At 55.5% G+C, this 19,323-nt stretch carries 17 protein-coding genes and 1 pseudogene; 7 read left to right on the forward strand and 11 right to left on the reverse strand.

Annotation, left to right across the window (positions count from 1 at the left end; translation table 11 throughout):
- Nucleotides 1-354 precede the first annotated feature (354 nt).
- The 3 genes from ACFSOY_RS16190 to ACFSOY_RS16200 form a co-directional block, all read right to left on the reverse strand.
- A complete protein-coding gene (locus tag ACFSOY_RS16190) occupies nt 355-1,218 on the reverse strand; it encodes a 2-oxoacid:ferredoxin oxidoreductase subunit beta (RefSeq protein WP_386048382.1) in 864 nt (287 codons plus the stop codon).
- The gene (locus ACFSOY_RS16195) at nt 1,218-2,984 is read right to left on the reverse strand and encodes a 2-oxoacid:acceptor oxidoreductase subunit alpha (RefSeq protein WP_386048384.1); all 1,767 of its coding nucleotides are present in this window, start codon (nt 2,982-2,984) and stop codon (nt 1,218-1,220) included. Before ACFSOY_RS16195 ends, ACFSOY_RS16190 begins: the two co-directional genes overlap by 1 nt.
- Nucleotides 2,985-3,236: 252 nt before the next feature.
- A complete protein-coding gene (locus tag ACFSOY_RS16200) occupies nt 3,237-4,424 on the reverse strand; it encodes a trans-sulfuration enzyme family protein (protein ID WP_386048386.1) in 1,188 nt (395 codons plus the stop codon).
- A 141-nt stretch (nt 4,425-4,565) separates the two neighbouring features.
- Between ACFSOY_RS16200 and ACFSOY_RS16205 the strand changes: the two genes are divergently transcribed.
- Nucleotides 4,566-5,273 (forward strand): 3D domain-containing protein, encoded by a 708-nt coding sequence (locus ACFSOY_RS16205; protein ID WP_386048388.1) that lies wholly within the window; start codon nt 4,566-4,568, stop codon nt 5,271-5,273.
- A 174-nt stretch (nt 5,274-5,447) separates the two neighbouring features.
- Here ACFSOY_RS16205 and hepT read toward each other — a convergent pair whose 3' ends face one another.
- Complete coding sequence (hepT, locus tag ACFSOY_RS16210; RefSeq protein WP_386048390.1) at nt 5,448-5,882, reverse strand: type VII toxin-antitoxin system HepT family RNase toxin; 435 nt, start codon at nt 5,880-5,882, stop codon at nt 5,448-5,450.
- Between the two features lie 171 nt (nt 5,883-6,053).
- Between hepT and thiE the strand changes: the two genes are divergently transcribed.
- The gene (gene thiE / locus ACFSOY_RS16215; protein ID WP_386048392.1) at nt 6,054-6,722 is read left to right on the forward strand and encodes a thiamine phosphate synthase; all 669 of its coding nucleotides are present in this window, start codon (nt 6,054-6,056) and stop codon (nt 6,720-6,722) included.
- Nucleotides 6,723-6,737: 15 nt separating this feature from the next.
- On the forward strand, nt 6,738-7,901 hold the full coding sequence (gene thiO / locus ACFSOY_RS16220; protein WP_386048394.1) for a glycine oxidase ThiO: 1,164 nt from the start codon (nt 6,738-6,740) through the stop codon (nt 7,899-7,901).
- An 82-nt stretch (nt 7,902-7,983) separates the two neighbouring features.
- On the opposite strand, the gene ACFSOY_RS16225 is transcribed toward thiO, so the two are convergent.
- The 4 genes from ACFSOY_RS16225 to ACFSOY_RS16240 all read right to left on the reverse strand — a co-directional run bounded on the left by ACFSOY_RS16225 (nt 7,984) and on the right by ACFSOY_RS16240 (nt 12,497).
- Nucleotides 7,984-9,168 carry a class I SAM-dependent methyltransferase gene (locus ACFSOY_RS16225; RefSeq protein WP_386048396.1) on the reverse strand — a complete coding sequence of 395 codons (1,185 nt, stop codon included), beginning with the start codon at nt 9,166-9,168 and terminating at the stop codon, nt 7,984-7,986.
- 69 nt (nt 9,169-9,237) lie between these two features.
- Nucleotides 9,238-10,980, reverse strand: a complete 1,743-nt coding sequence (locus ACFSOY_RS16230; protein ID WP_386048397.1) for a DEAD/DEAH box helicase — start codon at nt 10,978-10,980, stop codon at nt 9,238-9,240.
- A 133-nt stretch (nt 10,981-11,113) separates the two neighbouring features.
- Entirely contained in the window at nt 11,114-11,554 is a 441-nt protein-coding gene (locus tag ACFSOY_RS16235) for a hypothetical protein (RefSeq protein ID WP_386048399.1), read from the reverse strand.
- A gap of 199 nt (nt 11,555-11,753) precedes the next feature.
- Nucleotides 11,754-12,497, reverse strand: coding sequence for a glycerophosphodiester phosphodiesterase (locus ACFSOY_RS16240; protein ID WP_386048400.1), 744 nt, complete (start codon nt 12,495-12,497; stop codon nt 11,754-11,756).
- Nucleotides 12,498-12,662: 165 nt separating this feature from the next.
- On the opposite strand from ACFSOY_RS16240, the gene ACFSOY_RS16245 reads away from it, so the two are divergent.
- From ACFSOY_RS16245 to ACFSOY_RS16260, 4 genes and pseudogenes are all read left to right on the forward strand, one after another.
- Nucleotides 12,663-13,628, forward strand: coding sequence for a GntR family transcriptional regulator (locus tag ACFSOY_RS16245; protein WP_386048402.1), 966 nt, complete (start codon nt 12,663-12,665; stop codon nt 13,626-13,628).
- A 75-nt stretch (nt 13,629-13,703) separates the two neighbouring features.
- A complete protein-coding gene (locus ACFSOY_RS16250) occupies nt 13,704-15,434 on the forward strand; it encodes a 2-oxoacid:acceptor oxidoreductase subunit alpha (RefSeq protein ID WP_386048403.1) in 1,731 nt (576 codons plus the stop codon).
- 2 nt (nt 15,435-15,436) lie between these two features.
- Nucleotides 15,437-16,306: a 2-oxoacid:ferredoxin oxidoreductase subunit beta gene (locus ACFSOY_RS16255; RefSeq protein ID WP_386048405.1), complete on the forward strand. Its 870-nt coding sequence runs from the start codon at nt 15,437-15,439 to the stop codon at nt 16,304-16,306.
- A gap of 746 nt (nt 16,307-17,052) precedes the next feature.
- Nucleotides 17,053-17,226, forward strand: a pseudogene (locus tag ACFSOY_RS16260) (DapH/DapD/GlmU-related protein); the annotation flags it as partial.
- Nucleotides 17,227-17,318: 92 nt separating this feature from the next.
- On the opposite strand, the gene ACFSOY_RS16265 reads toward ACFSOY_RS16260, so the two are convergent.
- From ACFSOY_RS16265 to ACFSOY_RS16275, 3 genes are read right to left on the reverse strand one after another with little or no spacing between them, the layout of a single operon-like run.
- On the reverse strand, nt 17,319-17,807 hold the full coding sequence (locus ACFSOY_RS16265) for an NUDIX domain-containing protein (protein ID WP_386048406.1): 489 nt from the start codon (nt 17,805-17,807) through the stop codon (nt 17,319-17,321).
- The gene (locus tag ACFSOY_RS16270) at nt 17,804-18,751 is read right to left on the reverse strand and encodes an NAD(P)/FAD-dependent oxidoreductase (RefSeq protein ID WP_386048408.1); all 948 of its coding nucleotides are present in this window, start codon (nt 18,749-18,751) and stop codon (nt 17,804-17,806) included. The genes ACFSOY_RS16265 and ACFSOY_RS16270 overlap by 4 nt, the downstream gene beginning before the upstream one ends.
- On the reverse strand, nt 18,735-19,313 hold the full coding sequence (locus ACFSOY_RS16275; protein ID WP_386048410.1) for a 5' nucleotidase, NT5C type: 579 nt from the start codon (nt 19,311-19,313) through the stop codon (nt 18,735-18,737). The genes ACFSOY_RS16270 and ACFSOY_RS16275 overlap by 17 nt, the downstream gene beginning before the upstream one ends.
- Between the last annotated feature and the right edge of the window lie 10 nt (nt 19,314-19,323).

Genomic DNA, 19,323 nt, shown 5'->3' on the forward strand with positions numbered 1-19,323 from the left:
AAAGTTTGTATCTTGACTCGCATCTCTCTTCATAACACTCGTTTAGTTTTCAAGGATCAATCATCTTCGCCACAGTGGCGACGTTTCATAGATTATCACATCGCCGCTATCAAGTCAACTGGTAAGTTATCCGCATCATTCATAGCTTCGTTTGCGGCGACAGGGACTATCTTATCACGGCATCCGTCCCATCACAATCCTCCGTTTCGCAGAAACCAAAACAAATTCACACATCGCGCTAGAAGAGCGACCGATACGCGCCAGATGCGCGCATTTCCGCCCGCAAACACTAGATCAACAAAAGCAATAAGAAAAGGCTCCCGCAAGATGCGGAAGCCTTTTCGAAACGAGATCTTACTTGAATTGGGAAGCGATTTTATCCCATTGGTCACGAGAGATCTTCAGATCGTTTTTCGTGATCGCTTGCTCCGGGTAGCCGCGCAGAACTTCGTCGTACGCTTGCTTTTCCGGGTTGTGGTACAGAACGCCCGTCACCAGTTCTTCGTGCTCTTCGATCTTGTGAATCGCACCGAAACGGTCGGTCTTGTCGTAGCTAGCATCTTCGTCGACGTTGACGAGGTTTGCTTTGTAGAAGTCGTACGTGTTCACCTTGTTAAAGGTGACGCAAGGAGAATAGATGTTGATCAGGGAGAATCCGCGATGCTTCATCCCCTTCTCGATCAGCTCGGTCAGCTGTTTCAGGTTGCCCGAGTAGCCTTGAGCAACAAAGCCACAGCCTGCCATCAGCGCCATTTGCAGCGGATGTACCGGCTCCTCAACAGATCCTTCCGGAGCTGTCTTGGTCTTCGTCCCTTTATCGGAAGTCGGAGAGGTTTGACCGGTGGTCAAGCCATAGATATGGTTGTCCATGACCAGATAGGTGATATCGATGTTACGGCGCATCGCATGGACGAAGTGACCCATCCCGATGCCGTAGCCGTCACCGTCACCGCCAGCAGCTACAACGGTCAGATCGCGGTTGGCCAGCTTCACAGCGGTTGCCACCGGCAACGAGCGACCGTGCAAGGAGTGGAAGCCGTAGGAACCCATGTATTGAGACAGTTTACCCGAGCAGCCGATACCCGATACGGTCACCATTTCCTCCGGCTCTAAGCCGATGTTGACAGCCGCCTTCTGCAGAGCTGCCAGAACGGTGAAGTCCCCGCATCCAGGACACCAGTTCGGTTTTTCAGCACGAAAATCAACGAGAGTTGCCATTAGAGCGTCACCTCTTTCTTCAAGCTGTCCGCAAGAGCTTTCGCCTTCGCGTAGATTTCGTTCACCAGGAACGGATCACCGCTGTACTTCAGGCAGGACTCGTATTTGTTGTGGTCGCCGTTGATAAATTGGCGCAGCTGGTTTTTCAACTGACCATGCGAGTTCATCTCGGTCACGAGAACTTTCTTCGCATTGGTGATGTAAGGTGCGATCTCCGCAGCCGGGAACGGCAGCAGGCGAGCCAAGCTCAGATGCCCAACGCTCACGCCTTCAGCGGTCAGTTCCTCATACACTTCACGCTGCGGGCCGGTGATCGAGCCGAAATCGACGAGCAGAAGCTCTGCGTTCTCCGGTCCCACGTAGGAAACGCCCGCGAGATCTGCAAAGTTCTCCAGCTTCTTCGCGCGCTTTTCCATCTGCTTCACGCGCAGTTCCGGCTCTTCCATCTCAACGCCCACTTCATCATGCTCGTTGCCCATCGCCACAAAACGACCGTTCTTTTGGCCCGGGATCGAGCGGAAAGAAACGCCATCTTCAGCGGTGACATCGAAGCGCTTGAACGCGCCTTTTTCCAGTTCAGCCAGCTGCTCGTCAGAGATCAGCTTGCCGCGGTTGACCATAAATTTATCATAGTCGATCGAAGAGATCGTCTGCTTGTTCATCCCCATGTACAGGTCGGTTGCCACGATGACCGGACATTGGTATTTCTCTGCCAGGTTGAACGCTTCCATCGTGAAGTAGAAGCACTCTTCCACGCTGCGCGGCGTCAAGATGATGCGCGGGATTTCGCCGTGCGAACCGTACATCATCGTGTAGACGTCAGATTGCTCCGTCTTGGTCGGCAAGCCGGTCGAAGGGCCAGCGCGCTGAACGTCGATGATGACGAGCGGAGTTTCGGAGATGCCTGCCAGGCCGAGCGCTTCCATCATCAGCGAGAAGCCCGGGCCGGAAGTTGCGGTCATCGAGCGAACGCCGGTGTAGTTTGCACCGATCGCCATCATGACTGCTGCGATCTCATCTTCCGCCTGAACGACAGTGCCGCCAACTTGCGGGAAGTTCTTGATGATCTGATACATGACTTCTGTCGCCGGAGTGATCGGGTACTGTGCGAGCAAACGGCAGCCGCCAGCGATCGCGCCGAGCGAAACAGCTTCGTTGCCGGAGATGTACAGGCGCTCCGGCTTCAGTACCGGACGAGCCGGCAGCTCCAGCTGTGCGGAGAAGTTCTCTTTGTAGAAATCATAGCCCTTCTGGATCGCAGCGATGTTGCTCTCGACGATCTCGTCGCCTTTCGAGCCGAACTTGTCGAGCACGACCGAGCGGAAATCTTCTGGAGTCAAGCCGATGATCGCCGCGGTCACGCCCATCGAGACCATGTTTTTCATGATCGGGCTGCCCGCTTCTTTTGCCATCTCAGTCAGCGGAACCGGACAGATGTTCACTTTGTCGTTCTCCGGTACAGATGCATCCTTGATCGCAGTGTCATAGATCAATACGCCGCCTGCCACCAGCTCGTGGAAGTTGTGGTTGATCGTCTCTTGGTCAAACGCGAGCAAAATGTGCAGATCGTCGCCATGATGCCCTGTGAGATCAGAAGTTACGCGAACTTTACCGTTCGTGTGTCCTCCTTTGATCAAGGACATGAAGTGACGATACGTGGAAACATAGTAACCGAGTCGGAACAGCGACAGTGCGAAGATCTCCTGTGTGGAGTCGATGCCCTCGCCTTGTGCGCCGCCTACTTTCCAGCCTAAATCTTTGATCACGATGGTTCACCCCTGTTTATAAAACTTTATGGATAACAACCCTGTATCAGTGAAGAAACAGCATCTGTTCCATTGTATCAACAGTATAGCAAAAATAGAATAGGCTCGCACACAAAAAAAGAGATTTTGCTGTTTTCCCTGCTTTTTTGTACTGATCGGTCAGGCCAGTGCCATCCTTCCACACCTTCTGTATCACCGTTTCCAACAAAAAAAGACCTCGGTTCAACCGAGGTCTTTTCCGCCCGCTCTTCACTAGGCGCGCAGCGCTTGATCGAGATCGGCGATGATATCCTCCACATCCTCGATGCCGACCGACAGACGGATCAGGCCGTCGGTGATTCCCGCCGCCTCGCGATCCCCCTTCGGCATGATCGCGTGCGTCATCGACGCAGGATGCTGAATCAACGTGTGCACATCTCCGAGCGATACTGCCAGATGGGCGAGTTTCACATTGTTCATCACCGATTTCCCTTTTTCGAACGACTTCACTTCAAATGCGAGCGTGCCGCCAAATCCGCTCATCTGCTTCTTCGCCAGCTCATGCTGCGGGTGACTTTCAAGTCCCGGATAGTAGACGGCGGTCACCTCTGGATGAGCTTCCAAAAAGTTGGCCACTTTTAATGCATTTTCATTATGCTTCTCCATCCGCAGCGCCAGCGTGCGCACCCCTCTGTTCAACAAAAACGCATCGAACGGCCCCATGATCGGCCCGATCTCCTTGAGGTCAGCAAAGAGCGGCTTGATGATGTCGCTGTAACCGACCGCGATCCCGCCCACCACATCGCCATGCCCGCCGATGTATTTGGTCGCCGAGTGGATCGACACATGCGCTCCGAGGTCGATCGGACGCTGAAAATAGGGGGACATAAACGTGTTGTCCACCACAACTTTGATCTCCGTTCCTTTGGTCAGCTCGGCGATCGCTGCGATGTCTGCCATCTTCAGCGTCGGGTTCGCCGGCGTTTCCAAATAGATCACACGCGTGTTCGGCTTGATCGCATCTTTCACCTTTTGTACATCAGATGTGTCGACCCAATCGATCTCAACACCATATTTGTTTTTCAGCGTCTTTTCGAACAGAGCGAAAGTCGCACCGTACAGCGCATCTGCTGCCACAACATGATCGCCCGTTTTCACAAGATGAAACATCACCGTCGAGATGGCAGCCATCCCCGAACCGAAGCAAAGTCCCGCCTCTGCATTTTCTAACGCGGCAATCTTTTCGGCCAACGCATCTGTATTTGGATTGCCCAAGCGGCTGTACTTGTAGCCCGGGTCTGTACCGCCAAAGCGAGCCGCTCCTTGATCCGCATTTTCGAACACAAAAGTTGACGTTTGGTAGATCGGCATGTTGTGCGACCCTGTTGTCGGGTCCACCTGATGTCCCGCGTGCAAAATTCTCGTCGAATAACCAAGCTTCGAAAAATCGTGCTTTTTCATCTGAATGCTCCTCTCGACTATTTCCTTGGAAATAATCATCTTTTTCAACAAAAAACGATTCTTTTTGCATCATGGTGCAACATGTTGGGCAAGCTATTTCAAGCTGTACAACCTACACTTCGAATGGAGTGACACATCACCATGCAACCACGAAGTATGGTGATGGCCGCTTTTACCTCTTTGACGCTACTGGTTACAAGCGGCCATCACGCGAGCGAGTCGGACCGGACGTTACCGTCTCTGATGGCTCCCAACCTTTCAACTGCTCAAGCAGCGCCTCAAAAGCTATTTGTTGAGCACACCGTGCAAGCAGGGGATACTTTGTATAGCATCGCCGCACGCTATAACACCAAAATCGAACACATCATCGGCCACAATCCGAAGGTCGAACCGCAGGCGTTGACAGTAGGGCTTGTTCTGCAAGTTCCGGCCAACACAGTTCAAAAAGCCAAAACGCGCGAAGAACAAGCGCAGACTGCCGATCAGATGGTGCTCTCCTCTTCAGGTGAGCCAAACCGTTATAGTAGAAAGATTCCCTGCAAACTGACCGCTTACACCAACTCGTTCGAATCGACCGGCAAGCATCCTGGCGATCCTGGCTATGGCATCACTGCGAGCGGTCGCGCGAGCAAAGAAGGTTTGACGATCGCTGTCGATCCAGCGGTGATTCCGATGCACAGCGTAGTCTACATCCCCGGCATCGGCGTGCGGTACGCCGAAGATACAGGTGGGGCTGTCATCGGAAACCACATCGACGTGTTCTACAATGATGATCAAGACGCACAAAACTTTGGTGTCAAAAACAATATAATGGTGTACGTGCTAGAAGAAGGTCCAAGGGAGTCGTAAGGCTCCCTTTTTCATTGTATCACGATCGGTTAACTAGGCAATAGATCCGACAGAGGATCGCACACCTTTTTGAGCAAAAATCGGCCGCATGCTGCGCGAAAAAAGCTGTGGCGATTTGGCAATCCCCGTCTGGAAGTCCCCATCTGGAAATCCCTGCTCCCCGTCAGGCGAGCGCTACGTCAGTGACACATAGCTTGCGATCGAGCTTTTGATCGTATCGAAGTCTGTCGCATGCGCCTGCACCATCGCGTAAACACCGTCTGTGGACAGCTCGCGATAGTCATGTGCCAGCAACTTGCGGAAGCGAACCGCGTCGATAAAATGATCGGCAAACCCCTTTTCAAACACACCTTCCTCCGTCAAGATCAAAAAGATGTCTTCGTAGCTGGCCGGATCGCGCATGATCAGCGCGTCGATGATCAGGTTGCCGATATCTGTCAGGCATTCCAACGCAATATGTAAGGCGCGCTCCGCAGCCGCCTGCAACACAGGCTGTGCTTGAAACTCTTCTTGCGAGTGAGATTGCAAGGTGCGGAGGATAGCAGATTGTCGATCCATCACGTCAAGGTGGCTGCGAATCTGCGAACGATGTTGATCTGTAATAAACATTGCAACTTGAACCCCCTTTGAAAAATTTTGTTCATTTCCTTATTGTACCGAGAAAACGCTTTCGAGTCCATGTGACGCCGATTGTCGCTTCATTGACGGTGTTTTAGCAGAGTGGTACAATGGCGGCAGTTTTTTGTGCCCGAATTTCATCGTAGAAAGTGGGTAGCTCGCTTGTCGACAAACGGACGATTCCAGCTACATGTCATCACCGACGGCAAACGCTCGGTGGAAGAACTGCAAAAGATCGTCAGCAAAGCGGTACACGGCGGCGCTGACGTCATTCAACTTCGCTATAAATCGGCTCCCGCTCTCGACCTCTATCGGCTCGGCGAGAGCATCCAACCTCAGATACGTCGTGAGGGGGGACGCCTGTTGATCAACGACCGCGTCGATGTTGCGCTCGCTTTAGATGCTGGCGGTGTTCACCTGGCAGCCAAAAGTTTGCCGATCTCCGCTGTGCGCCCTCTGTTCGGCCAAACATCTGACAAGCTGGTCGGATGCTCCGTTCACAGCGTCGAAGAGGCAGTGACAGCGGAGCGGCTCGGCGCCACCTATGTCACCTACGGGCACGTGTTCGCCACAGGTTCTAAGCCAGGCCTGCCTCCGCGCGGGCTGGATGCCCTGCAGAGCGTCGTCGCGGCGGTAAACATTCCGGTGCTGGCGATCGGAGGCATCACCACGGAGAACATCGACGATGTCCTGTCGACAGGTGTGGCGGGGATCGCCGTCATCTCGGCGGTCATGGAAGATCAGGACCCGGAGCGCGCCTCGCGAGCACTGCGCGAGAAGATGGACGCTTCGCTCCATCGACCGCGCTACGCTCTGCCCGGCTGTAAGTAGAAAGGAGTTTTCATCATGACGGGAACTAGATACCAGACGGACGCTTTGATCATCGGCGGCGGCGTGATCGGCTGCGCGATCGCCTATGAGCTTGCCAAAGCGGGCGTAAAGGCGCTCGTGCTGGAAAAGGAGACGCTCGGCTCTCAGTCGACGCGCGCTGGAGCGGGCATGCTCGGCGCGCAGGTGGAGATGATGGAACCCGGCCCCTTTTTCGAGCTTGGCATCAAAAGTCGCGCCCTGTTCCCCAACCTGCAAGAAGAGCTCCGCGAACTTTCGGGCATCGATATGGAGTTGCAGACGCCCGGCATCTTCCGCGTCGCGGTCGATGAAGCGGATCGCGCCGCGCTGCTCGCCCGCCAAAGCTGGCAGACGGCGGCCGGTCAACGCGCCGTGTGGTTTGAAGATGAGGAATTGCGCAGCGAGTTGGGCGACCTGCTCACGCCAAAATTTGGCGCGCTCTACCTGCCGGACGATCATCAGGTTCGCAACCCGCAGCTGCTGCTCGCCCTTGCCGCCTCTGCGAAGCGGCTTGGCGTCCAGTTTATCGAGCAGACGGCGATGGTCGGATTTCTTGAGGAAAACGGCGCTGTCGTCGGCGTCAAGACGATCGAAGGCGAGGTTCGCGCCAACCGCGTCATCCTGGCGGCCGGGGCGTGGACAGGTCTGATCGCCAACCAGCTCGGGCTTGAACTTCCCATCTATCCGGTCAGAGGGCAGTCCTTCTTGCTCGACTCGTTCGCGCCGCCGACACCGTTTACGATCTATACGCACGGCTGTTATATCTTGCCCAAGCGAAACGGACAGGTGTACGTCGGGGCGACCGAAGAGCCGCAGGCAGGCTTTGATCGCCGACCCAACCTTCGATCGCTCGCCGTGTTGTCCACGCAAGCGATCAACCTGTTCCCCTCGATCGGCCAACTGCCGTTCGCAGCTCCCTTGGCTGGACTTCGCCCGGGCTCTCGCGACGGATTGCCATTCCTCGGCCCTGTTCCCGGCATCGAGGGACTGTATCTCGCATCGGGTCACTTCCGCAACGGTGTTCTGCTTTCGGCGATCACCGGGCGAGTGATCGCCGAGCTGCTGACCGGCAACGCGCCATCTGTCGATCTCACGCCGTTTGCGGTCGATCGCAAGGTCGTTCCACAGACGGCAGATACGACTCCTACGCACAGCATTTAGACTGCCCCATCCGCAGAAAAAAGAGCGCTCCGTCGATCCCTTTCGACAGAGCGCTCTTTTGGTGATTTACCCTGATGCAAGATCAGCTGCGCTGTGCAAGCAGGGGAGCGAGCAGATCGTGAAGCGCCGATTCCAGATACGGTTCGATCTGCAACAGCTCACAATAGGCGCGATATTCTTCCGCCAGCTTGCTGACATCGCCTTTGCTCTTTTGCTTCACCGCGCGGATCAACAAATTTTTCGGCGTATGCTCCAGATCGATAAACTCCAAAATCTGCGCTCGATAGCCGACCAACTCCAAAATTTGGGCACGCACCGCATCGGTCGCCAGCGCGGAGAATCGCTCTTTGAGGATGCCGTGCTTCAACAGCGGCGAGAGCGTCTCATTTTCTATCTGTCCGAACAGCTCATGCTGACAGCAGGGGACCGACAGGATGACCTCCGCGCCCCAGCGCACCGCTTTCTCAAGCGCCGCGTCTGTCGCCGTATCGCAAGCGTGCAGGGTGACGACCATGTCGACCTGCTCCAACTGATCGTAGCGGTTGATGTCCCCGACCAAAAAGTTCAAGTTATCGTACTGCAGCGAGGTTGCCAAAGCGTTGCAATGCCGAATCACATCTTCCTTCAAATCCAATCCGATCACGTTCAGATCAAACCCTTGCTCCTCTTTCAAAAAGTGGTACAAGGCAAAGGTCAGATACGATTTCCCACAGCCGAAATCGACGATGTTCAATCTGCGCTCTCGGTTCAGAAAAGGAACCACATCGTCGATCATCTCCAAAAAGCGATTGATCTGGCGAAATTTATCATACTTTTTCGCCAGCACCTTCCCCTCTTGATTCATCACGCCGAGCTCAATCAAAAACGGGACCGGTTTGCCCTCCGCCAGCAGATACTTCTTCTTGCGGTCATGGACAAGTTCGACGTTCGCTTTTGTCGCCTTCTGCTTGAGGATCGTCACCTTCTCCTTCTTCGAGATCAGCACCTGATGATCCGCCGCTTGGCTGTGGAGCATCGCCTGCCGAAACACCGTCTGCAGCAGATCGCGCAGCTTCGCATGCGCCTCCGATGGCGTCAGGTTTTCATTGGTCGTCTTCTTCTCGAAATGATAGGTGAACTGATATTTGAGCTCCTGTTTGACCAGCACCGGCTTGACGGTCACCTTGCGAAACGAAACTTGGTCTTTCTGCCGCAGATTGCTCAAGTTCGCCTGCGTGAGCTTCTGACCATCGATCAGTTCGATCAGCAGGGATTCTAACGTCGTCATTCGAATCTCCTCCACGTCGTTGCGAATAAAGAAGCACATCCCCCAAAGGAAGGATGTGCTTCGTCGATCTTAGAAGTGGGTGCGACGGCGCCCGCTTCTGCCGTCGCGATTGCCGCCCTCGCGGCCTCCTTCGCGACCACCGTCACGGCTTGCGTAGCTACCACCTTCACGGTTGCCGTAGCCACCGCCGTCACGGTTGCCATAACCGCCGCCGTCACGGCTGCCATAGCTACCGCGCTTCTCGCCATACCCGCTGCCATAACCGCCGCCAGATGCGCGACGATCTTTGTTGTAGCCGGTGCCGGTGCCGCTCTTCTTGTAGCCACCACCGCCGCCGCTGCCTCCGGTGCGACGATCGCCATAGCCACCGCGATCACCGCCGCGATAGCCGCCGCCACCGCTGCGACGATCGCCATAACCACCGCGATCACCGTAGCCGCCCGTGCGGTTTTGTTGGCGCTGTTCACGGAAGCGCTTGGAGAAGTCGATCACTTCGGACAAGCTCTTGTCGATCGAGGACAGCTCTTGGTCGCCGACCAGATCATCGCCGATGATCTTCAGGGCAGCTGCCAGCACGGCAACCGAGTTGTGCTGGCTGAGCAATTCGGCAGCCAGCTCTTCAAACTGCGAGCCGGTCTCGTCGATCTCGGCAAGCACCTTTTGCATGATTCGCGCTTGTTGACGCTCTTTGAGCTCCATCAGCGTCGGCAACAGCGACTTGTGGATGCGCTTGCCGATCGCCGACTCGATCATGCGCAGCAGTTTGAACTCGCGCGGGGTGATCAGAGTCAGCGCCTTGCCTTCCCGTCCGGCGCGACCGGTACGGCCGATGCGGTGAACGTAGGAGTCAACATCCTGCGGGATGTCGTAGTTGAAGACGTGCGTGACGCCCTCCACATCCAAGCCGCGCGCCGCCACATCGGTTGCGATCAGCAGGTCGATCGTGCTCTGACGGAACTGATGCATCACCTGATCGCGCTCGCGTTGGGTCATGTCCCCATGCAAGCCGCTGGCGAGGTAACCACGGCTTTGCAAAACGCGCTGCAGCTCATCGACACCTTTTTTCGTGCGGCAGAAGATCACGCCGAGCTCAGGAGATTCGACATCGAGCAGACGGGTCAGCGCGTCCACCTTGTTCTTCTCCGCCACTTCGTAGTAGATCTGAGCGATCTTCGGCGCGGTCACGCCTTGCGGTTGGATCTTGACGATCTGCGGGCTGGTCATGAACTTCTCGGCCAAGCGACGAATCGGGTCTGGCATCGTCGCGGAGAAGAGCAGCGTTTGGCGCTCGGTCGGAATCTCTGCGAGGATCGACTCGATATCCTCCAAGAAGCCCATGTCGAGCATCTCATCCGCCTCGTCGAGGATGACCACTTGCACTTCGTTCAGCTTGATCGTGTTGCGGCGAATGTGGTCGAGCAGACGACCCGGCGTACCGATGATCATCTGCGGGCCACGCTTCAGCGCCTTGATCTGACGCTCGATCGGTTGGCCGCCATAGACGGGCAGAACGTTCACTCGCGAGTATTTGCCAAGCTTGGAAGTCTCTTCCGATACCTGGATCGCCAGCTCGCGCGTCGGCGCCAACACCAGCACCTGAATCGCTCGTTTCTCCATATCGATCCGCGAGATCGTCGGGATGACAAAGGCGGCCGTCTTACCGGTGCCCGTCTGCGCCTGCCCGATCACATCGTGCCCTTCGAGGGCGAGCGGAATTGTTTCGCTCTGGATTGGAGTCGCTTGCTCGAACCCCATCTCTTCAAGGGAACGCATGATATCTTCCCGTATATTTAACTCTTGAAATGTTGCCATTCTAGTTCCTCCTATTTTTCAAAAACCTTGCTGGTCGTAGTATGCCCATTTTGTGCAGAAAAAAAGAAGAGCATTTGGAGCTCTTCCCGGCCTTGTGTGCTCACTCAACTAATCATTATACAGCAAAACCTTCTCACGTGCGAACTTTTTTCCAATCACCGCGAACAACTTTTTCCAAGCTGATCGTCTCATCTCCCCACAGCCCTTTGTTGAGAATGAATCGCACCGCAGTTTGGTCATCAAACCCCATCTGGCAAAACCCTGCCTCCGCATGTTTCACCGCCCATTTCATCTCTTCCAGCTCCAACTCCCCAAGATCGGCGACTTCGATCTTGTCCTCCGCCAAAAAGCAGACGACCGACAGCCCTTCCTCCTGCAGCTCTGCCATCGCGAGATCATGCAACAGCTCGATCGTGAACGCGTACAAGACCCCTTGCTCTGTCAGCAGCACTCTGCATTTATCAGGGTACTCCGTCTGCTTGGCCAGTTCTTTCAGGTCGCTTGGGGTCGGATCTCGATAGACCTCGTAGTAGCGCTGATCATACTTTCCGAGAAATCCGCTGTAAAAAGGCATCCGCTTGTCCTCCAACCTGTCAGGATTATCCCTCGTTTTGCCCTGCCGATCCGTCCGCCCTAGCCGCCCTAGCCGGCCTGCGACTCGCGCGAGTCCATTTCCAAATTGGCTCAAAAAAATATGTGTCAAACGCTCGGTAGAATCTGAAAAGCTTCCTATTATATTGTCTAGCAACAGGCTTAGAAACACTAGATCAAGTTCATTCCAAAACTGAGTTCAGCACGCCGTGCAACCGATCTGGGAAGTTGGTGATCACCGCATCGACACCAGCCTGGACACAGGCGCGCATCTGAGCTAGATCATCGACCGTCCACACGTTCACCATCAGCCCTGCCGCCTGAGCGGTGGCGAGCAGTTCGGACGTGACCGTCGCATAGTAGGGGTGCAGCGCCGATGCGCCGATCGCCCGCGCGTAGTGAATGACATCTTCGAGAACGCAATCGTACAACAGCCCGGTCCTGATCTCTTTCGCCAACCGATGTACAGCTTTCATCGAACCGTGATGGAAAGAGGAGACGATCACCCGCTGCTCCAGACCGTAGGCGCGGATCAGCTCGATCGTTTTCTCTTCTAAGCCGGGCATGCGAAAATACGAATTTTTCAACTCCAGATTGAGCAGCAGATCTCCGTGCGTCCGCAACACATCTTCCAGCCGGGGGATTTTTTCGCCTTGAAACTTCGCATCAAACCAGCCGCCCGCATCGAGGCGGCAGATCTCTTCGTACGTATGCTGAAAAACATAGCCCTGTGCGCCGGTCGTTCGCACGAGCGTTTCATCATGGATCACCACCGGCACGCCATCTTTGGTGATCTGCACATCGAGCTCCAATCCGTCCGCCTGAAGTTCCTTGGCGAGGCGAAACGCAGCCATCGTATTTTCCGGCGCATACCCGGATGCGCCCCGATGTGCGAGATTTAACACTCTGTGGTTCCGTTTGGTCATACGAGCACCCTTTTCTTCGTGATCTCTTCTTAATTATGCCGAATGTTGCCCAATCTGCAAATTTAACTTTCCGTAAAAGGTTTGCGGGTGTATAATGTTGGCGAAGCAAATTATTGACGAAAGAGTGACGAAAGTGGATCAGATTCACTTTCGCGAGGTGAGCACATGTCTTCTCCGATCACCCGAAAAAGCGGAACTCCCCTCTACATCCAGGTGAAGGAGTCAGTTTTAGCTGAGATCAAGCGTGGAGAGTGGAAAGCGGGCGACAAGCTGCCGACGGAGCGAGAGCTTTCCGTAAAGCTGAAGGTCAGCCGCAATACGGTATCTCAAGCATACCAGGAACTTGAAGCGGAAGGCATTCTATCTTCCGTACAAGGACGTGGTACTTTTGTATGCGACCGTGACAACGCTGTACGCTTGGAGAATCGCAAAGAACTGCTGCTGAAAATCATCGATGTCGCGATGGAGGAAGGCATGCAACTCAGTTTCACACTGGAAGAGTTTGTGGAGTTGACAGCGCTTCGTGCGAAGGAAAAGATAGACTTATTGCGTCAGGTGCGCGTCGTCTTCATCGAGTGCAACCGCGAGCAGGTCGAATATTTCGCCAAACGCTTGCAGACAGACTCGGGAGTGTCGATCACCCCGCTCGTGCTGGATGATTTCCGGCAGGATGTCGGGCGTTGGCAACCGACCGTCGCATCATCCGACCTTGTCATCACCACATTCTTTCACTATGATGAAGTTAAAGAATTGTTAGGAGTGCGTAAAAACGTGCTCGCGATCGCGCTCGACCCACAGATTGAGACGATCGTTCGCATCGCTCGCATCCCAGCCGGAAAAAAAATCGGCCTGGTGTGTAAATCTGACAATTTTGCGGGCAAAGTATTACTGGCGCTTAAAAATGCGGGGATCGACAACTTGGCGATCGAAGTGTTCGCCAGCCTGTCCTCTCAAGCGCCGATCACGGAGATCTTATCACAGCTCGATGTTGTGATCTGCTCGCCCGGACGGCGCCGCGAAGTGGAGCAATATGCGCACAGGCGTCAGGAGATCATCGAATTTGTTTACAAGCCGGATGTAGCATCGATCAATTTGTTGCGCGCCGCTTTGATAGATTTACGACGCCAATAGCATTGTGCAAGTCGACAGCGCATTCGAGACTGTAGGATTCAATCACTTTCGAATCAACGAGGAGTGGAACTAAGAATGTTAGATCAGCTTTCTTGGAAAGTTGGGGGCCAGCAAGGTGAGGGGATCGACTCCACCGGCGCAGTATTGGCAACCGCTCTGAACCGTCACGGTTATTTCATCTACGGGTATCGTCATTTCTCGTCTCGTATTAAAGGCGGCCACACGAACTACAAGATCCGCATCGCAACCAAACAGCGTTTGGCAAATGCGGACTACTTGGACATCCTGATCGCCTTTGACCAAGAGACGATCGACTTCAACGCACACGAGCTGCGCGATGGCGGCGTTCTGATCGCCGATGCGAAGTTCAACCCGGTCGCACCGGAAGGGAAGAACATCCGCTTCTTCTCCGTGCCGCTGACGAAAATCGCAGAAGACAACGGTTCGGCGATCATGCGTACGATGGTAACTGTCGGCGCTTCTGCTGCTGTGCTCGGGATCAACCCGGACACCTTCCTGTCCGTCATTCAAGACCGCTTCCTGCGCAAAGGTGAAAACGTTGTCAACGCTAACATGGATGCTCTGAGAGCGGGCATGCAATACATCATCGACCAAGGCATCGACCTGTCCGACCTTGAGTTGGCAAAAGGTGACGGCAAGGAACGCCTGTTCCTGACCGGTAACGATGCATGCGGCATGGGCTCTTTGGCAGCCGGTGCTCGCCTGATGCCGGCGTACCCGATCACGCCTGCGTCCGATATTATGGAATACCTGATTAAAAAGCTGCCGAAAGTGGGCGGCCATGTGATCCAGACCGAAGATGAGATCGCTGCGATCACCATGTGTATCGGATCTTCCTTCGGCGGTGCACGCGTCTGTACGTCGACGTCCGGCCCAGGTCTGTCCCTGATGATGGAAGCGATCGGCCTGTCTGGGATCACCGAGACGCCGCTGGTCATCTTCGACACGCAGCGCGGTGGCCCATCGACCGGGATGCCGACCAAGCATGAACAGTCTGACATGTACGCTGCCCTCTGGGGAACGCACGGTGAGATTCCGAAGATCGTACTCTCCCCGTCCAACGCAGCAGAGTGCTTCTACATGACGGCAGAAGCGTTCAACTATGCGGATAAGTACCAAGTTCCGACGATCGTCCTGACCGACTTGGCACTGTCGCTGGCCGACCAGACGGTCGAGCCGTTCGACTACAGCAAGATCACCATCGACCGCGGTCGCTTGGCAACTGCTGAAGAGCTCGCAGCGACTCCGGACGGCGAGCTGTTCAAGCGCTACAAGTTCACCGAAGACGGCATTTCCCCGCGCGTGTTCCCGGGCAGCAAAGGTGGCATCCACCACGTGACCGGCGTCGAACATAACGAAGTGGGCCGTCCGATCGAGGATGCGGGCATCCGTACCAAGATGATGGATAAGCGCTTGGGCAAATTGGCCAACCTCGAACTGCCGAACTCCTACTCGTTCAAAGGCGACGAAGATTACGAACTGTTGCTGATCGGCATCGGTTCTACCGCTGGCCTGATCGAAGAGGCGATGGAAAGAATGCACGCGGACGGTAAAAAAGTGGCTCACCTGCATGTGAAAGCGCTCAACCCGTTCCCGACCAAGTCTGTTCAATCCTATGTGGATCGCGCGAAGAAAATTCTCGTCATCGAGAACAACGCGACCGGTCAGCTGTTGAACATCATGCGCTTCAACGGCATCAAAGGCGACTTCCAATCGCAAGTCAAATACGATGGCAACCCGTACGTGCCGTCTGAGATCTATAACTTTGTCAAGGAGATGAACTAACAGTGGCGACAGTAAAAGATTTCCGTAACAATGTACGTCCGAACTGGTGCCCGGGCTGCGGCGACTTCTCCGTCCAAGCGGCCATTCAACGCGCACTGGCTGAACTCGGCAAAGAGCCGGAAGAGTGCGCAGTCATCTCCGGGATCGGATGCTCCGGTCGTATCTCCGGTTACATCCACTCCTACGGCTTCCATACGATCCATGGCCGTTCGCTTCCGGTTGCACAAGGCGTCAAGCTGGCCAACCGCAACATGACCGTAATCGCTTCTGGCGGCGACGGCGATGGCTACGGCATCGGTTTGAACCACTTCATGCATGCGGCGCGCCGCAACATGGACATCACCTACATCACGATGGACAACCAAATCTACGGTCTGACAAAAGGTCAAACCTCGCCAACTTCTGCACACGGCTTCAAGAACCCGAAGTCCACTCCAGAAGGCAACATCGAGAACTCGCTGGTTCCGACCCAAGTCGCGCTGGCAGCAGGCGCTGGATTTGTCGCTCAATCGTTCTCCTCCGACATCAAACAGCTGACCGAGATCCTCAAATCGGCGATCGCGCATAAAGGGTTCTCCGTGGTCAACGTGTACTCGCCGTGCGTCACCTACAACAAGGTGAACACGTACGACTGGTACAAAGAGCACCTCGTGAACCTCGAAGAGGTTGAAGGCTACGATCCGACCAACCGCATCCAAGCGATGAGCACCGTCTTGGAAAACCGCGGCCTGGTAAAAGGGATCATCTACCGCAACGACGAGATCAAAGCATACGAAGATCTGATCCCGGGCTATCGCGAAGAAGCGATCGTCCACCACGATCTGAAACTGTCTGCTGAAGACTTCGAAAAAGTGATGAAAGAATACGCGTAAGACGGCATCCTGCATGCCAAAAGGCGACCCGATCGGGTCGCCTTTTTATTTTCCTTATATTCCCCTCTGTTTTTACATACTCCTTCCACATTTGAAGCGTATCATTGAATTATGTTCACTCCATACGGACAAAAAGAAGCGTTCTGGGACGTATTCAATGAGAGAGATAGAAGGAAAAAGGGAGGATACTAACCTTGTCCGATTACAAAAGCACACTTTCTTCCACATCGTCACAACATGAGGGAAAAGCGATGCGCTTCGCCAGAGTGTGTATCAGGTTGCTTACAGGGGATGCCCTGAACTATATGAAAAGCATTTATTGGACGTCGAAGATCACCAACACGTTTTCCATGCCGCTGCGCGTCTTCACGCATTGGAAGACGCGCTGGAGCATCGCGAAAACGGCGACCGTCGTCGTCAAGGAGCAGTTGATCGTCGGCCGTCTCAACACGCAGATCGGCCAAAACGGTCAGGAAGGCATCGACCGCAATGTGATTCAAGTCGGAGAACAAGCGACGCTTGAGATCGACGGCAAAGTTCGCTTCGGCCCTGGTGTGCGCATTCTCGTCGGCCCGAAAGCGCGGCTGAAAATTGGGGATCGCAGCTATATCACCGCCAACTCCAAGCTGATCGTCAAGTCGGAAGTGGAGATCGGCACAGACTGCGCGATCTCGTGGGATGTTCAACTGATGGACACCGACTTTCATAAGATCGCAGCAGGTGCTGCGAACACGAAGAAAATCACGATCGGCAACAACGTGTGGATCGGTTCCCGCGCCACGATCATGAAAGGTGTCACCATCGGCGATGGTGCGGTCATCGCCGCCGGCGCGGTCGTCACCAAAGATGTTGCCCCCGGCGCGGTCGTCGGCGGCAACCCGGCACGCGTGTTGCGTGAGAACGCAAAATGGGTTCCGTAAACGATTGCAAAAAACCTGTTGACCTCAGCGGTCAACAGGTTTTTCTGTCGAGAAGCTCACGTTTTCCCGAGCGAACGCCAGCCTGCCTGCGCTCACCTCGCATACCGATGTTCCCGCGCCCGCAGCAAGGCGTGCGCATATACATCGTCCTTCAAGATTAGGCTATATGCTGCATCCGCCTTCACCTCATCGGCGGCGGGTGGCTCCGCAAACAGCCGCACCGCTTCCGTCTCATATCCGTCCGGCAAGGGGTGCATCTGTCCCACCTTTGCCACATAGATCGTCTTGACCATCGGCTCCATGCTGTCCGCTTCGATCACATACTGTCCGATCGGTTCGATCGCCGTCAGCTCGGCTCCCGTCTCTTCATACACTTCGCGAATCGCCGTCTGCAGTGTCCACTCGCCCGGCTCTCGCGTGCCACCAGGCAGTTCCCAGCCCCGTTTGCTGTGGCGTGTCATCAACAGCTTCCCTTCGAAGAAAGCGAAGACCAGCACATATCCGGCCTCCACCAGATCCTCCAGATCGAAGCTCAGCCGAACTCGCTGTCCGGCGTACGAGCCGGCAAACGTGTGCTTCATCGCCCCTCACCCCTCTGTTCCATCGAGAGTGACACCTGTTTGACCGCCGCCATCGCCTGCCCGACAGCAGACGCAATACTCGAATACAGCGGCCGGGTGCACACATCTCCGATCGCATAGACACCTTTTGCGCTCGTCCGCCCGGTGGCGTCGGTCAACAGATACCCATCTGGGTCAGCCTTGACCTGCCCCTGCAACAGCTGCGAGTTTGGCTCGACGCCAATTCGCACCAGCAGCGCTTTCACTTCTACGCGATGTGACGACCCATCAGCCGAAACGACCTCGATCGCCTCGACCGCCGAGTCCCCAAAGATCTGTTGAACGCGCGCGTGGTTCCACCTTTCGATCCGTGGATGAGCGAGCACAGGTTGAACAAACTCTTCACGCGCCCGATAGCGATCCGATCGGTGGATCAACAGCACGTCCGACCCGCGCTCCGCCAGCAAAAGCGCACCTTCGAGCGCCCGATCCCCGCCGCCGACCACCGCGACTCGCTGACCGGCAAGCAGACTGCGATCCCGTGTCGCCGAGTAGACCTCTCCTCGCTCGATCATCGCAAGCTCCCCTGGCACGCCGAGCCTGCGCTCCGCAGCGCCCGTCGCCACGATCAGCGCGCGATAGGCGATCTGTTCCGCTCGACCGTCCGCCCCTTGCACCGTCAACAGCCGCCGCGCCACATCAACATCGCGTACCGTCACCCCTCGCTGGAGCTGACAGCCGAGCCGCAGCACATGCGCTTCAAACTGCGCCTGCACATCATGTCCACTCTCGGCGGACACACCAGGATAGTCGATCACCTCGTTTTGGATCGCAAACAGTTGCCCGCCCAAGCGCTGCTCCGCCTCGATCAGCAGGTGCGACAGACCGAGCCGCTGGCACCAGATCGCAGCCGCCATACCGGCTGGGCCACCGCCAAGGATCACCACATCATGTTGTCTCTTCAACCGCTCTCCTCCCCTCCTCGCGTTCGGCCAGCTCGGCCAACAGCGATTCAAATTCGAGCCACCCGGATACGCGCGGCACATCGATCGAGCGATTGTATGGATAGTCCATCGCGACCGCAAGCCTTCCCGACGCCCGAAACGCGGTCAGATTGTGCGGAGCATCGTCGAACAGCAGATCGCCTACGATCATGTCCTTGCGATGTGCGAAGATCAGATTGGCGCTGCCGATAAACGGCAGATGCTCGTTCACCCACTGCTCTTTCTCCGTGTACGCGTATGTTCGCGAGCTGGTCACGATCAAAATATCGTACCGCTTCGCCAGCCGCTCTAGCACTTCCACCGCGTCTGGCAGAGGTGACAGCTCGCGAAACAGACCTGGCGCATCCAGATAGTCATAGATTTTTTTGCCGCATTCTGCCTTCACATACTTCTCTGTCTGCCAACACTGGAGCCGCTCCACCGACAGATCGTCCCCATGCTCCTCGTTGTACCGTTGAAACCACTCGGTCATCAGATCGACGATCACCGAGTCCATGTCTACTAGCAAGGTCTTGACTTCCACCAAAAGGCCC

It is taken from the genome of Tumebacillus lipolyticus (assembly GCF_042682745.1).
In the GTDB taxonomy this organism is placed as follows: domain Bacteria; phylum Bacillota; class Bacilli; order Tumebacillales; family Tumebacillaceae; genus Tumebacillus_A; species Tumebacillus_A lipolyticus.

Bases quoted from the DNA above. Each gene is read 5' to 3' on its own strand.
- hepT (WP_386048390.1), bottom strand. From the start codon at position 5,882: ATGTTTATTACAGATCAACATCGTTCGCAGATTCGCAGCCACCTTGAC.
- ACFSOY_RS16190 (WP_386048382.1), bottom strand. From the start codon at position 1,218: ATGGCAACTCTCGTTGATTTTCGTGCTGAAAAACCGAACTGGTGTCCT.
- thiO (WP_386048394.1), top strand. From the start codon at position 6,738: ATGACGGGAACTAGATACCAGACGGACGCTTTGATCATCGGCGGCGGC.
- ACFSOY_RS16230 (WP_386048397.1), bottom strand. From the start codon at position 10,980: ATGGCAACATTTCAAGAGTTAAATATACGGGAAGATATCATGCGTTCC.
- ACFSOY_RS16265 (WP_386048406.1), bottom strand. From the start codon at position 17,807: ATGAAGCACACGTTTGCCGGCTCGTACGCCGGACAGCGAGTTCGGCTG.
- ACFSOY_RS16250 (WP_386048403.1), top strand. From the start codon at position 13,704: ATGTTAGATCAGCTTTCTTGGAAAGTTGGGGGCCAGCAAGGTGAGGGG.
- ACFSOY_RS16225 (WP_386048396.1), bottom strand. From the start codon at position 9,168: ATGACGACGTTAGAATCCCTGCTGATCGAACTGATCGATGGTCAGAAG.
- ACFSOY_RS16200 (WP_386048386.1), bottom strand. From the start codon at position 4,424: ATGAAAAAGCACGATTTTTCGAAGCTTGGTTATTCGACGAGAATTTTG.
- ACFSOY_RS16205 (WP_386048388.1), top strand. From the start codon at position 4,566: ATGCAACCACGAAGTATGGTGATGGCCGCTTTTACCTCTTTGACGCTA.
- ACFSOY_RS16245 (WP_386048402.1), top strand. From the start codon at position 12,663: ATGTCTTCTCCGATCACCCGAAAAAGCGGAACTCCCCTCTACATCCAG.
- ACFSOY_RS16240 (WP_386048400.1), bottom strand. From the start codon at position 12,497: ATGACCAAACGGAACCACAGAGTGTTAAATCTCGCACATCGGGGCGCA.
- ACFSOY_RS16235 (WP_386048399.1), bottom strand. From the start codon at position 11,554: ATGCCTTTTTACAGCGGATTTCTCGGAAAGTATGATCAGCGCTACTAC.